The sequence below is a fragment of the Hydrogenophaga sp. UC242_53 genome (assembly GCF_042696965.1).
Classification (GTDB): Bacteria; Pseudomonadota; Gammaproteobacteria; order Burkholderiales; family Burkholderiaceae_C; genus Hydrogenophaga.
In genome coordinates, this window is record NZ_CP170552.1 from 1184095 (window position 1) to 1198021 (window position 13927).

Annotated in this window: 11 protein-coding genes; 4 read left to right on the forward strand and 7 right to left on the reverse strand. The window is 68.7% G+C overall.

Annotation, left to right across the window (positions count from 1 at the left end; genetic code table 11):
• Positions 1 to 1329, forward strand: a complete 1329-nt coding sequence (locus ACFJI0_RS06090; RefSeq protein ID WP_382323791.1) for a mechanosensitive ion channel family protein — start codon at positions 1 to 3, stop codon at positions 1327 to 1329.
• Here ACFJI0_RS06090 and ACFJI0_RS06095 read toward each other — a convergent pair.
• The 7 genes from ACFJI0_RS06095 to ACFJI0_RS06125 form a co-directional block, all read right to left on the reverse strand.
• A complete protein-coding gene (locus ACFJI0_RS06095; RefSeq protein WP_382323792.1) occupies positions 1306 to 2601 on the reverse strand; it encodes a TRAP transporter large permease in 1296 nt (431 codons plus the stop codon). The genes ACFJI0_RS06090 and ACFJI0_RS06095 overlap by 24 nt on opposite strands.
• The gene (locus ACFJI0_RS06100; protein ID WP_382159437.1) at positions 2598 to 3110 is read right to left on the reverse strand and encodes a TRAP transporter small permease; all 513 of its coding nucleotides are present in this window, start codon (positions 3108 to 3110) and stop codon (positions 2598 to 2600) included. The genes ACFJI0_RS06095 and ACFJI0_RS06100 overlap by 4 nt, the downstream gene beginning before the upstream one ends.
• Before the next feature lie 79 nt (positions 3111 to 3189).
• Positions 3190 to 4203, reverse strand: coding sequence for a TRAP transporter substrate-binding protein (locus ACFJI0_RS06105; protein WP_382323793.1), 1014 nt, complete (start codon positions 4201 to 4203; stop codon positions 3190 to 3192).
• A 123-nt stretch (positions 4204 to 4326) separates the two neighbouring features.
• Positions 4327 to 4902 carry a hypothetical protein gene (locus ACFJI0_RS06110; protein ID WP_382323794.1) on the reverse strand — a complete coding sequence of 192 codons (576 nt, stop codon included), beginning with the start codon at positions 4900 to 4902 and terminating at the stop codon, positions 4327 to 4329.
• A 259-nt stretch (positions 4903 to 5161) separates the two neighbouring features.
• Positions 5162 to 7528, reverse strand: coding sequence for a CHASE2 domain-containing protein (locus tag ACFJI0_RS06115; protein ID WP_382323795.1), 2367 nt, complete (start codon positions 7526 to 7528; stop codon positions 5162 to 5164).
• 7 nt (positions 7529 to 7535) lie between these two features.
• The gene (locus ACFJI0_RS06120; RefSeq protein WP_382323796.1) at positions 7536 to 9242 is read right to left on the reverse strand and encodes a FecR domain-containing protein; all 1707 of its coding nucleotides are present in this window, start codon (positions 9240 to 9242) and stop codon (positions 7536 to 7538) included.
• A gap of 2 nt (positions 9243 to 9244) precedes the next feature.
• Positions 9245 to 9955: a response regulator transcription factor gene (locus ACFJI0_RS06125; protein ID WP_382159427.1), complete on the reverse strand. Its 711-nt coding sequence runs from the start codon at positions 9953 to 9955 to the stop codon at positions 9245 to 9247.
• Between the two features lie 337 nt (positions 9956 to 10292).
• On the opposite strand from ACFJI0_RS06125, the gene ACFJI0_RS06130 reads away from it, so the two are divergent.
• The 3 genes from ACFJI0_RS06130 to ACFJI0_RS06140 all read left to right on the forward strand — a co-directional run bounded on the left by ACFJI0_RS06130 (position 10293) and on the right by ACFJI0_RS06140 (position 13856).
• The gene (locus ACFJI0_RS06130) at positions 10293 to 11042 is read left to right on the forward strand and encodes an electron transfer flavoprotein subunit beta/FixA family protein (protein WP_382159425.1); all 750 of its coding nucleotides are present in this window, start codon (positions 10293 to 10295) and stop codon (positions 11040 to 11042) included.
• A gap of 11 nt (positions 11043 to 11053) precedes the next feature.
• Entirely contained in the window at positions 11054 to 11986 is a 933-nt protein-coding gene (locus ACFJI0_RS06135; protein WP_382323797.1) for an electron transfer flavoprotein subunit alpha/FixB family protein, read from the forward strand.
• Between the two features lie 79 nt (positions 11987 to 12065).
• Positions 12066 to 13856 (forward strand): acyl-CoA dehydrogenase, encoded by a 1791-nt coding sequence (locus tag ACFJI0_RS06140; protein ID WP_382323798.1) that lies wholly within the window; start codon positions 12066 to 12068, stop codon positions 13854 to 13856.
• The last annotated feature ends 71 nt before the right edge of the window (positions 13857 to 13927 follow it).

Sequence of the window (13927 nt, forward strand, 5' to 3'; positions counted from 1 at the left end):
ATGAATCCCTCCACCAATCCCAAACCCATCGACGACATCGGCCTGTGGCTGGCCGGCTTCACGCAACCCACGGTGCTGGTCGAACTCGCCGCGCTGGCGATCTGCGTGGCCCTGGCCTGGAGCTTCAGCTGGGCGCTGCGCAACGCCTTGCGCATGCAGGAGGACAAGAGCTCGGTGCTGTTCGGCCGCCGCCTGATCGACGGCGTGATGTTCCCCCTGGCCTTGCTGCTGCTGGGCTACATCGCGCGCGCCATCGTCACCAAGTTCCTGCCCCTGGCGGCGTTCAAGGTCGCGATTCCCGTGCTGGTGTCGCTGGTCGTGATCCGCGTGGGCGTGAAGGTGCTGCAGGCGGCGTTCACCACCGCGCCCTGGGTGCGGGCGCTGGAGCGCACGATTTCCTGGGTGGCCTGGCTGGCCATGGTGCTGTGGGTCAGCGGCCTGTTGCCGGTGGTGCTGGCCGAGCTGGACGACATCACCTGGAAGATTGGCGCGAGCACCCTGAGCCTGCGCACCCTGCTGGAGGGCGCCATCACAGCCGGCGCGGTGATGATCCTCGCGCTGTGGGTCTCCTCCGCGATCGAGTCCCGGCTGCTGCGCAAGGCCACCGGGGGCGATCTGTCGATGCGCAAGGCGGTGAGCAACGCGACGCGCGCGCTGCTGCTGTTCGTGGGATTGATCATCGCCCTGTCGGCCGTGGGCATCGACCTCACCGCGCTCTCCGTGTTCAGTGGCGCCATCGGCGTGGGCGTGGGCTTCGGCCTGCAGAAGCTGGCGTCCAACTACGTGAGCGGTTTCGTGATCCTGGCCGAGCGGCGCCTGCGCATCGGCGACAACGTGAAGGTGGACAGCTTCGAAGGCCGCATCCTCGACATCAACACCCGCTACAGCGTGATCCGCTCGCCGGCGGGGCGCGAGTCCATCGTGCCCAACGAGCTCATGGTCATCAACCGGGTGGAGAACCTTTCGGGGGCGCTCACGCGCGTGTGGCAGACCTCGGTGGTGTCGGTCGCCTACGACAGCGACGTGGACCTCGTGAGCCGCCTGCTGCTGGAGGCGGTGAGCGCGCAGGCCGATGCGCTGAAGGACCCCGCCCCGCAGGCCTCGCTCTCGGCCTTCGGCGCCGATGGCCTGGAGTTCACGGTGGGTTACTGGATCAACTCGGGCGACGGCGCCGAGCAGCTCAAACTGAAATCCCTCATCAACCTGCAGATCCTGCGTTCGCTGCAGCAGCACGGCATCGACATCCCGTCGCCGCAGCGCGTGGTGCACATCAAGGAAATGCCACCGCTCGAAGGCCCGAAGGACTCAGCGGTTCATCAGGCTGGGTAACCACAGCGAGATCGCCGGGAAGGCGATCAGGATGCCCAGGCGCACGATGTCGGCCATGACGAAGGGCCAGACGCCCTGGAAGATCGTCTTGAGCTTGACCAGCGGCAGCAGCGAGTTCATGACGAACAGGTTCATGCCCACCGGCGGGGAGATCATGCCGATCTCCACAATGGTGACGATCAGCACGCCGAACCACACCGGGTCGAAGCCCAGGCCGGTGATCACCGGGAAGAACACCGGGATGGTGAGCAGCACCATCGACAGCTCTTCCATCACCAGGCCGAGCGCGACGTAGATCACCATCATCACCACCACCACCATGATGGGGTTGGGGCTGAACTGCAGCAGGAAATCGCGCAGGTCGCCCGGCATGCTGGTGAAGTTGACGAAGCTGGTGAAGACCATCGCGCCGATCAGGATGGTGAACAGCATGGCCGTGGTGCGCGTGCTGTCGACCAGGATGTCCATCAGCACGCGCGGCGTGAGCGCGCCACGCAGCAGGGCGAACAGGAAGGCGCCCGAGGCGCCCACGCCCGCGCCTTCGGTGGCGGTGAACACGCCACCGTAGATGCCGCCGATGACCAGCGCGAACAACAGCACCACCGCCCAGATGCTGCGCAGGGCGGCCAGCCGCTGTCCCCAGTTGAAGCGCTCCCCGGGTGGGCCCGCCAGCGGGTCGCGCCAGCTGATGTAGACCACCGCCGCGCACAGGCAGGCGATGGCGACCAGGCCGGGCAGCACACCCGCGATGAACAGCTTGCCGATGTCGGTCTCGGTCATGATCCCGTAGATCACCATGATGGTGGACGGCGGGATCAGGATGCCCAGCGTGCCGCCGGCCGCGATGGAGCCGGTGGCCAGCGTGTCCTTGTAGCCGTGGCGCTTCATCTCGGGGTAGGCCACGCGCGTCATGGTCGCGGCGGTGGCGATGGACGAGCCGCAGATGCAGCTGAAGCCGCCCGAGGCGATGACGCTGGCCATGGCCAGGCCGCCCTTGCGGTGGCCGACGAAGGCGTTGGCGGCGGTGTAGAGCTCGCGCGCCATGCCGGCGCGGGCCACCAGGTTGCCCATCAGCACGAACAGCGGGATGACCGAAAGCACGTAGGCGAAGCCGGTCTCGAAGATCACCTGGCTGGTGCTGGCGAAGGCCGGGGACCAGCCGCGCATCAGGCCCAGGCCGGTGATGCCGACGATGGCCATGGCCAGCGCGATGGGGATGCGCAGCAGCGCCAGGGCGAAGACGGCGAGGAAACCCAGGCTGGCTTCGATCATGTCGCGCCCCCGTCGAAGGTGGTGGGTTCGGGGTGGTGGGGCGCGGGCACCGTGACGAACACGAACAGCAGGTGCACCAGGCCGGTGAGGGCCAGCATGGCCGCCATCATCCAGGCCACCGGGGCGATGGAGAGCTGCAGGTGCACCGTGGTGTCGCCGTACTCGGTCAGCCGGTCCGCGCGCGTCGTCATGAGGTAGGCCAGGAAACCGAAGGTGCCGGCGCAGATCAGGTGGACCACGCGCGCCTGGATGTCGCGCACCCACTCGGGCAGCATGCTGTCGAGCGAGTCGAAGACCACGTGCTCGTTGCGCCACGACACCAGGGGCATGGCGCCGAAGATCACGATCACCATGAGGATCTCGGTGAGCTCCAGCCCGCCGGGCACGGAGTGGCTGAAGAAGCGGCGGCCGGTCACGTCCACCAGCGTGAGCCACATGATGGTGAACAGCGCCATGGCGGCCATGAGGCCGGTGGACCAGCGCAGGATGCGTTCCAGCGTCTTGAGCATGAAGGGGCCTGATGTGAAAAAGCCGGCTGGGCAGTGTGCAACAGACTGCCCGGCCGGCCGTGGGAGGTGGTGCGCTGGCTTACTTTACCTTGGCGATTTCGGCGCGGAACTCGGCGAGCACCGCCTTCGGGTCTTTCAGGCCCTTGGCCTGCGCGGCCTCGGCCCACTTGGTCTCCAGGCCCGCCTGCTTGTCCTTCACGGCCTGCACGAAGGCCGCGTCGGCCACGATGCGGGTCACGCCCTGGGTCTTCTGGAGTTCGCGGCTGGCCGCGTCGACGCGGTCCCAGCCCTCGCCGAAGATGCGCGCGGCGGTTTCGCCCGAGAGCTTGTCGATCACGGCCTTGTCCTGCGCCGACAGGGCGTTGTACTTGCCCTCGTTCATCATGAAGACGAAGCTGGTGTTGTACAGGCCGCCGGGGAAGGTGGTCGCGTGCTTGACCATGCTGAGCTTGAACGAGGCGACCGACTCGTCGGGGAAGAAGGTGCCGTCCATCACGCCGGTGGACAACATTTCGAACGACTCGGGCGCGGGCTTGAGCGTGGTGTTCCAGCCCATGGCCTTGGAGAGTTCGTTGATGTTGCCGCCGCCGATGCGGAACTTGAGCTTGGCCACGTCGGCCGCGCTGGCCACCGCCTGTTTGGTGGTGAAGATGATGCCGGGCCCGTGCGTGAACACCGCCAGCGTCTTCACACCGCGGTGTTCGCCCAGCGGCGCGAAGTACTTGCTGTAGATGCGCTGGTAAGCCAGCGAGGTGGCGGTGGCGCTGTCGCCCAGGAAGGGGAATTCGGCGACCTGGGTGTTGATGAAGCGCCCGGGCGTGTAGCCGTCCACCGTGTACGAGATGTCGGCCAGGCCGTCGCGCACCGCGTCGAAGGTGCCGGGCGCCGCGGCCACGCCCTTGGGCAGGATGTTGCATTTCATGCGGCCCGCGCTGTCTTTTTCCAGCAGGTCGCACCAGCTCTTCTGCGCCATGCTCAGCGTGTGCGTGGGCGGCACCCAGCTGGAGACGGTGAAGACGGTCTGGGCCGAGGCCACGCCGCCCGCGAGCACGGTGGTGGACAGCACGGCGGTGGCAAGACAGCGAAGTTTCATGGGGTCTCCTGGGCGCGTTCGGGGGTGACCGGCCTCCCTCGGAGGCGGCGAAATCACTATAGGTCAAGCCCTTGTGCGGCCCCCTCCAGACTTACCCGGATGGCCCTGAGTCGCTGTCGTCGCCTAGTCGTTCGGGGGGAGTTCCACCGGGTGGGCGGGCTGCAGCCGGGGCCGCGAGGGGGTGGCGTGCAGCGCGTCGCTGCCCAGCGTTTCGAGCAGGCGCGCGCCGGCGGCGAGCTGCTGGTGGGCCGGCAGGTAGCGCAGGTCGCCGAACAGGCGCAGGGCGTTCTCCGGCGGCGTGGCCGCCCGCGTGGCGAGGTACCAGAGGCGGAACACATGGGCCTCGTCGCACAGCGGCATCTGGTGGATCAGGTTCATGACCGAGGCGAACAGGTAGTCGGCCGCGCTCTCGGTCGGGGTCTTGCCGCTGCCGGGCGTGCCGTGATCGCTTTGCCAGACGGGGCTGTTGACCAGGCGTTGCAGGCGCCGGGCCCGGCCCAGGCCCCGGTCCACCTGCAGGTTGGCCTCCCAGCTGCGCACGGGGTCGTCCAGCCCCTTGCAGGGCGAGGTGGCGCGCGCCAGTTCCATCGCCAGCGAACGCGCTCGCTCAGGCTCCTGGCGGCTGAACAGCAGGCGCACCGTGCGGCCGAGCATGCGCATGGTGTGGATGAGGGGGTCGACGGGGAGAGGGGTGGTCATGCTGCTGAACTCGTCACGGGTCAGAACGTGCAGCGCAGCCTCGGGGGGAAACACGGTTTCTCGGGCACCGCGTTGCACAACCGAGGCGGCGCCCGTCTCCAGGGAAACGGTGCGGTCTGTTCGGTCTATCGTGTGGGTGCTCATGTCGTCAAAGGGAAATCGGGGAACGAGACATCAGCGTAGCCTCGACCCGTTTCGCAAACAAACGGTTTAACAGTCGCTTAACAGAGCGACCGTGTAAAGCGTGGAATGCACCCTCCTAGGGCAGGTGGGGGCTGGCGGCGAGCGTGAAATGGAAGGTCGTGCCATGGCCGGGCTGGCTGATGACCTCGATGCGCGCGCCGTGCCGTTCGATCACGGTGCGCACGAACACCAGCCCCAGGCCCACGCCGCGCGTGGCGCTGTGCTCGGGATCGAGCCGGGCGAACTGCTGGAACAGCCGCTGCTGCTGCTCGGGCGTCATGCCCGGGCCCTGGTCGGTGATGGAGACCCGCCATCCCCCGGTCGCCGCGTGCACGGCGCACAGCACCTCGGTGCCTTCGCCGCCGTACTTCACCGCGTTGCCCAGCAGGTTGGCGATGGCCCGGGTGAGCAGGCCGCGGTCGGCTTCGCACAGGGCCGGTGCATCGGGGCGCACCACCAGCAGGTTCACGCGCTGCGCCTGGGCCTGCGGCCAGACCTCGTCCACGGCCTCGTCGAGCAGGTCCACCAGGTCCACGGTGTCCAGGCGGTAGGTGCTGGATTCGGCCCGGGCCAGTTGCACGAACTCCTCGGCCAGGTCCAGGGTGCGGCGCGCATGCCGTTCGATGCGGCCCAGCGTCTCGGGCCGCATGGGCTGCTGGGGGTTCATGCGCTGCACTTCCAGCAGCGCGAGGATGGAGGCCTGCGGCGAGCGCATGTCGTGCGAGATGAAGCGCAGGGCCACGTCGCGCTGGCGCTCGGCCTCGCGGATCGGGGTGATGTCGACCAGGCTGGTGATCCAGCTGGTGGTCTGCCCATCGGTGTTGAAGCAGGGCACGAAGCGCACCAGCAGATCGCGCCCGGCGGCGTCGCGCGCCTCCGCCCCCCAGGGCTGGGTGGCGTGGTGCAGGCGCTCCATGTCGAACACCGGCTGCTGGGTGCCGGTGCGGTGCACGCCGCGCAGCAGCTCGCCAAGGGGGTAGCCCCGCAGCCGCGCCACCTTCTGCCGGCTGAAGTACTGGTAGGCGGCCTGGTTGCCCGCGAGCACGTGGCCGGAGGCGTCGGCGATGAGCGTGGCGTCGGGCAGGCTGTTGAGCGTCTCGCTGACGAAGCGGTGCAGGTTGCGCAACTGTTCGGAGGCGTTTTGCAGCGCGTTGATGTGGCGGTCCAGCAGATCGCCCGAACGGGCCGCCGGCAGCATGGTGGGCAGGTCGCGGCGGGTCTCCATGCGCCGGAACTCCTCGAGCAGGTAACCGAGCGCCGCGCGCAGGCGCCGCCACACCCACAGCGGATAGGCCAGCAACACGCCCAGCAGGGCGGCCGAAGGCGCGAAGTGCAGGCCGGCCACGGACGGCGCGAGCGCGGCGGCCACGACGGTGGCGATCAGCAGCGCGGCGCTCGCCAGCAGCGAGGCGGTGGGCGCCAGCAGCAGCACCGCCAGCAGCGCGAGCCCCACCGGCACCACGCTGAACAGCGCGTTCTGCCAGGCATTGGCGCGTTCCAGCCGCTGGTCGAGCAGCAGCGCGTTCATCACGTTGGCCGCGATCTCCACGCCGTCCATCAACTCGGACTGGCCCGAACGCGGCGTGGCATAGGCGTCGCCCATGCCGGCGGCCACGGCACCCACGAGCACGTACTTGCCCGCGAACTGCTCGGGCGGCACCTGGCCCCGGAGCACGTCGACGTAGGACACGCGCGGGAAACTGCCCGGTGGTCCGGCGAAGGGAATCTGCATCCAGTGGTCGCGCTGCCAGGCGTCCGGGCTCTTGGGCGGCGGCGCCCGCTCGCCGGGCAGGGGCTCGGGCAGCGCGAAGCCACCCACGCGCAACAAGGCCACGGCGAACTGATCCCACCACTGGGTGCCGTCGCCTTCGCGCAGGAAGGTGCTGCGCACGATGCCGTCGTTGTCGATCTCCAGGTGCACGTGGCCGATGGCGGCCGCCGCCGAGGCGAGCTCGGGTGCCGGGTCGGTGCGGGTCAGCTGACCCGTGCCGTGCCGGTCCATCAGCAACAGGGGCAACACCACCTTGCCATTGCGCGCGATGGCCTCGCCGAGCAGGGCATCGTCCACGGCGTGGTCGCGGCCGGGTTCCACCAGGATGAGGTCCAGCCCCACGGCACGCGGCCCCGCGGGGGTGATGCGGTCGAGCAGCGCGGCATGGAAGGCGCGGCGCCAGGGCCAGAGGCCGATCTCGCTCAGGCTCTTGTCGTCGATGGCCACGATCACGATGTCGGGCGACACCGCCTGCCGGCCCAGCCGCGTGAGCTGGTCGGTGAGGGCCAGGTCGATGTGCTCCAGGCTGCGCGAGCAACCCAGGGCGACCACGCCGGCCAGCAGGGCCGCCGACAGCAGGCCCCATTCGAGCCAGCGGGTGCGCGGACGGCGCGCGCGCGCCAGCGGCTCCTGCATCTGGGAGGTGGTGGATTCGGTGGGCCGCGTGTCCAAGCGAACGTCAGCGAAGGCCGCGCAGCACCGGCCGGCCTTCGCTGCTGTGGAGCGGCCGGTTGTCCGAGGTCACGACGCGCGCGTGCACGTCCAGGCGCTGCGGTTCGCTCCACGCGCCGGGCAGGCCGTCGGCGTCGATCTGGCGCACCCGAAGGTGGTACGTGCCGGGCGGCGGCATGGGCCGGGTGAACACCGCCTCGGCGAGCGACTGGTCGTCCAGCAGGCGGGCGAAGGCCGCGTCGTGCGCGAGCTGGAGCTGATGGCGCCAGGGGCCGCCGGGGCTGGTGGTCCAGCTCACCGCGAGCGTGTCGGTTCCCGCGCCGCCCAAGGTGGGGGTGGACGGGGTGGGCGGCAGGGCGACGACCTGGAACGGCATCGGTCGGCTGAAAGGCCCTTGGTCGCGCTCGCCCTGCGCATCGCGGGCGACCGCCGCCACCCGCCAGACGTAGGCGCCGGGTGCGAGCGGGCGAACGGTGTGCTGGCAGCGGTCGAGGTCGGGCGTTTGCGCGACCAGGTCGGTGAAGCTGGCGTCGCGCGCCACCTCGAAGCGGTAGCCCACGGCCGTGGCGCCTTCGGTGCACAGCAGTTCGATGGCGGGACCCACCACCCGGCTGCCCTGGCGCGGTTCGCGCAGCAAAGGGGCCGTCGGGTGCGCGTTGACGACCAGGCGGCGCACCGCCTCGGTCCCCGGAATGCCCTGGCGATCCATGGCGCGGACCGCGAGCAGGTAGGTCCCATCGTCCAGCGCCGCGAAACGCGCCACGGGTGAGGGGAAGACGGCGTTGCGCACCACGCGCTCGGCCGCGTCGTCGCTGGCGATGCGCACCTGCCAGGCCGCGGCGCCGGCTTCGCGGGCGAGCGGCAGTTCGATCAGCGAGGCGTCCTCGAGCACGTCGGGCACGCCGGAGAGGTCGGGCGGCGCGAGCAGGGGCGCCACCACCGTTGTGTTGCCCACGCGCGCGCCCTGGCCGGCGTGCACCAGGGTGCCTGCCGCATTCGTGGGGGTGGCGCGCGAGCGCACCTGGATGGCGCCTTCGCGCACATCGCTGATCAGGTCACCTCCGCTGCCCACCGCCACGCCGAAGGTGGTGCCGCGCACGCCGCCCACGGCGCGCGGCGTGCGCACCTCGAAGCGGCTGCGGGGAGAGGCCAGTGGCTTGACCGTGGCATCGACCCGGCCGCGCTCCAGGTCGAGGCCGGACTGCGCATGGCCGGGCGCGGGCGCATGCCGCAGTTCGCGCAGGCGCACCTGCGTGCCGGCCGAGAGGCGCACCACCGAGCCATCGGCCAGGCGCAGGGTCACGAAGCCGTCGTCACCCACCTCGATCTGCGCGCCTTCGCTCACCTGTCCGCCGACCACCAGCGGCGCGGCATGGGCCTGGGACGCCCCCTGGCGCACGCTGGCCTGGCCCGCGACGTGCAGCACATCGGCCACCGCCGGCTCGGGGCGCGCGAGCGCGGCGGGAATCACCAGCTGGCTGCCGGGTCTCAGGCGGCGCGGATGGCTCACCTGGTTGAGGCGCTGCAGTTGCGGCCACTGGCTCGGGTCGTCCAGGTAACGCTGCGCGAGGTCGTACAGGTTGTCGCCCGGCTGCACGGTGTGCACGCGGTCCTGCTGCGCGAGCGCCAGCCCGCTCCAGCAGAGCAGGGCGGCGGCGGGGGCCACCAGGCGCCAGGGCGAACGCAAAGGGGGTTGAGGGGCGGTGCGGGGCATGTTCAATGGGCCAGGGCGGCCGGCACCGGGCCGAGGTCTTCGAGCCGGTACCCGTGGCTGTAGACGGACACCAGCTTGTAGCCCGACTCGGCGCGCAGGCTCAGTTTGCTGCGCACGTGGGACATGTAGACGTCCAGCGAGCGCGACGAGATGTCCGCGTCGATGCCCCAGACGGCCTCGATCAGGTGGGCGCGCGAGAGCAGGCGGCCCATGTTGCGGAACATGAGGAAAGCGAGGTCGAATTCCTTGCTGGTCAGGGTCGAGAGTTCGGTGCCGTCGACGCGCACCACGCGGTCCTGCACCAGGAAACGGTAGCGGCCCCAGACCAGCTCCCTCGGCGCCGGGGCGTGGCCGCCCCGTCGCAGCAGCGCCATCAGGCGCGCGCGCAACTCCCCCACGCGGGCGGACTTGACCATGTAGTCGTCGGCGCCGCAGTTCAGGCCTTCGATGATGTCGCGCTCGTCGCTGCGGTTGGTCATCATCAGGATGGGCACCGGTGCCATCGCGGTGTCGCGAATGGCGCGGATCACGTCCAGGCCGGGGATGTCGGGCAGTTCCCAGTCGACGATGAAGAGGTCGAACGTCTCCTTGGGCAGCACGCGCAGCAGCGCGTTGGCATTCTCGAACAGGTGGCAGTCGTGGCCCATGGATGCGACGACCACCCTGACCAGATCCAGCTGCGCGGGATCGTCATCAATGGCGGCAATGCGCATGTGGCTCGGGCAGGTGCTTCAAAGGATTAAAAGAAACAGAATGTGTTTGCACGAATATATCGATGGACCTGCGGTGTTGCAGCCGTTTTGACAATCTATTAAGAAATCAAACGGTCATTCCGAGACCGAAGGCACGTGCCGTTTCACTAGGGAGACTTCCATCCAGGGGCAATAGCGCCTACAATGGCAAAAAAAGCACGACCGTTCTTTTCTCGGTTTGTGCGTCGCCCACGAGGGCAGCGCCCATGAGGCGGCTGACCATCCGCATACAATCCTTGAGTTGACGTGCACGTCAATTCGTGACGACATTTTTCCAATCATCAGGAGCAACCCAATCATGAAGGTCATCGTCCCCGTCAAGCGCGTGGTGGATTACAACGTCAAGGTTCGCGTCAAGAGCGACGGTACTGGCGTGGACATCGCCAACGTCAAGATGAGCATGAACCCGTTTGACGAGATCGCGGTGGAAGAAGCCGTGCGCCTGAAGGAGAAGGGCGTGGTCACCGAGGTGATCGCCGTCTCCTGCGGCGTGACGCAGTGCCAGGAGACCCTGCGCACGGCCATGGCGATCGGCGCGGACCGCGCCATCCTGGTGGAGACCAGCGAAGAACTGCAGCCCCTGGCCGTGGCCAAGCTGCTCAAGGCGCTGGTGGACAAGGAACAGCCCCAGCTCGTGATCCTGGGCAAGCAGGCGATCGACGACGACTGCAACCAGACCGGCCAGATGCTGGCCGCGCTGGCAGGGCTTCCCCAAGCGACTTTCGCCTCCAAGGTCGAAGTGGCCGACGGCAAGGCCAGCGTCACGCGCGAAGTGGACGGCGGCCTGGAGACGCTGTCCATCACGCTGCCGGCCGTCATCACGACCGACCTGCGCCTGAACGAGCCGCGTTACGTGACGCTGCCCAACATCATGAAGGCCAAGAAGAAGCAGCTGGACATCGTCAAACCCGAAGACCTCGGTGTGGACGTGAAGCCGCGCATCAAGACCCTCAAGGTCAGCGAGCCGCCCAAGCGCGGTGCCGGCGTCAAGGTGGCCGATGTGGCCGCCCTGGTGGACAAGCTGAAGAACGAAGCCAAAGTGATCTGAGGACCTGACAAATGACCGCACTCGTTATTGCCGAACACGACAACGCCTCCATCAAGGGCGCGACCCTCAACACCGTGACCGCCGCCGCCCAGTGCGGGGGTGACGTGCACGTGCTCATCGCCGGCCACAACGCCGGTGAAGCCGCCAAGGCCGCCGCCGCCATCGCTGGCGTCGCCAAGGTGATCCACGCCGACGCCCCGGGCTTCGAGCACGGCCTGGCCGAGAACGTCGCCGCCCAGGTGCTGGCCCTGGCCGGCAACTACAGCCACATCCTGTTCCCGGCCACCGCCAGCGGCAAGAACGTCGCGCCGCGCGTGGCCGCCACGCTGGACGTGGGCCAGGTCTCCGACATCACCAAGGTCATCAGCGCCGACACCTTCGAACGCCCGATCTACGCCGGCAACGCGATCGCCACCGTGCAGAGCACCGATGCCAAGCACGTGATCACCGTGCGCACCACCGGCTTCGACCCGGCGGCGGCCACCGGTGGCAGCGCCGCCGTGGAAACCGCCACGGCCGCGGCCGATGACGGCAAGAGCAAGTTCCTGGGCAGCGAGATCGCCAAGAGCGACCGCCCCGAACTCACCGCCGCGAAGATCATCGTCTCCGGTGGCCGCGCGCTGGGCTCCGCCGAGAAGTTCAACGAGGTGATGACCCCGTTGGCCGACAAGCTCGGTGCCGCCCTCGGCGCCAGCCGTGCCGCCGTGGACGCGGGTTACGCGCCCAACGACTGGCAGGTGGGCCAGACCGGCAAGATCGTCGCGCCTCAGCTCTACATCGCCGCCGGCATCTCGGGCGCGATCCAGCATTTGGCCGGCATGAAGGACTCCAAGGTGATCGTGGCGATCAACAAGGACCCCGAGGCCCCGATCTTCTCGGTGGCCGACTACGGCCTGGAGGCGGACCTGTTCACCGCCGTGCCCGAGTTGATCAAGGCACTCTGAGCCGCTTGAGAAAGACAAGGGCATCGTTCGCGATGCCCTTGCCGCATCTGCCCCCTGAATTTCCCCCGGAGACAAGACGATGAGCTACACCGCCCCCCTCAAGGACATGCTGTTCGACATCGAGCACCTGGCCCGCATCGACCAGGTGGCGCAGATGCCCGGCTTCGAGGAAGCCGGCCTGGAAACCGCGCAAGCCGTGCTCGAGGAGTGCGCCAAGCTCAACGAAGGCGTGATCGCACCGCTGAACTTCGAGGGTGACAAGAACCCTTCGTGGTTCAAGGACGGCGTGGTCACCACCACACCCGGTTTCAAGGACGCCTTCAAGCAGTACGCCGAAGGCGGCTGGCAGGGCCTGCAGCACCCGGTGGACTTCGGCGGCCAGGGCCTGCCCAAGACCATCGGCGCGGCCTGCGGCGAAATCCTCAACAGCGCCAACATGAGTTTCGCGCTGTGCCCGCTGTTGACCGACGGCGCGATCGAAGCCCTGCTCACCGCGGGCTCCGACGAGCTCAAGGCGACCTACCTCGAAAAACTGGTGAGCGGTCAATGGACCGGCACCATGAACCTCACCGAGCCGCAGGCCGGCTCCGATCTCGCTGCCGTGCGCAGCCGCGCCGAGCCGCAGCCCGATGGCAGCTACAAGGTGTTCGGCACCAAGATCTTCATCACCTACGGTGAGCACGACATGGCCGAGAACATCGTGCACCTCGTGCTCGCGCGCGTGACCGGCGCGCCCGAGGGCGTGAAGGGCATCAGCCTGTTCGTGGTGCCCAAGTTCATGGTGAACCCGGACGGCTCCCTGGGCGCGCGCAACGACGTGCATTGCGTGAGCATCGAGCACAAGATGGGCATCAAGGCCAGCCCCACCGCCGTGCTGCAGTATGGCGACCACGGCGGTGCCGTGGGTTACCTCGTGGGCCAGGAAAACCGGGGCCTGGAGTACATGTTCATCATGATGAACGCCGCGCGCTACGCCGTGGGCGTGCAGGGCATCGCGATCGCCGAGCGCGCCTACCAGAAGGCCGTGGGCTACGCGAAGGACCGCGTGCAGAGCCGCCCGGTCGATGGCTCGATGAGCGCGGCCGCGCCCATCATCCACCACCCGGACGTCAAGCGCATGCTCATGACCATGCGCGCGTCCACCGAAGGCTGCCGCGCCATGGCCAGCGTGGCCGCCGCCGCGTACGACGCCGCCCACCACCACCCCGATGCCGAGGTGCGCAAGCAGAACGCGGCCTTCTACGAATTCCTGGTGCCCCTGGTCAAGGGCTACAGCACCGAGATGAGCCTGGAAGTCACCAGCCTGGGCGTGCAGGTGCACGGCGGCATGGGCTTCATCGAGGAGACCGGCGCGGCGCAGTACTACCGCGACGCCAAGATCCTCACCATCTACGAAGGCACGACCGCCATCCAGGCCAACGACCTCGTGGGCCGCAAGACCGCGCGCGATGGTGGCACCGGCGCCAAGGCCATCGCGGCCCAGATCGAGAAGACCGAAGCCGAACTGGCGACGCGCGGCAGCGCCAACGCGAAGGCCGTGCATGCGCGCCTGAAGGCCGCGCGCGAGGCCTTCGTGGACGTGGTCGAGTTCATCGCCGCCAACACGCGCGCCAACCCCAACGCGGCCTTCGCCGGCAGCGTGCCCTACCTCATGCTCGCGGGCAACCTCGTGGCGGGCTGGCAGATGGCGCGCGCGCTGATGGTGGCCGAGGACCAACTGGCCCAGGGCAAGGACGCGGCCTTCATGCAGGCCAAGATCACCACCGCGCGCTTCTACGCCGACCACCTCCTCAGCCGCGCCCCGGGCGTGCGCGACAGCATCGTGGACGGCGCCGAGGCCGTGACCGCGCTCGCCATCGAGGCCTTCTGATCGCGGTTTTCGCGCGCCCTGTCGCCGCATCGACAGGGCCTCGCCCCGCGCTGCCCCCAGAATCCTGACGA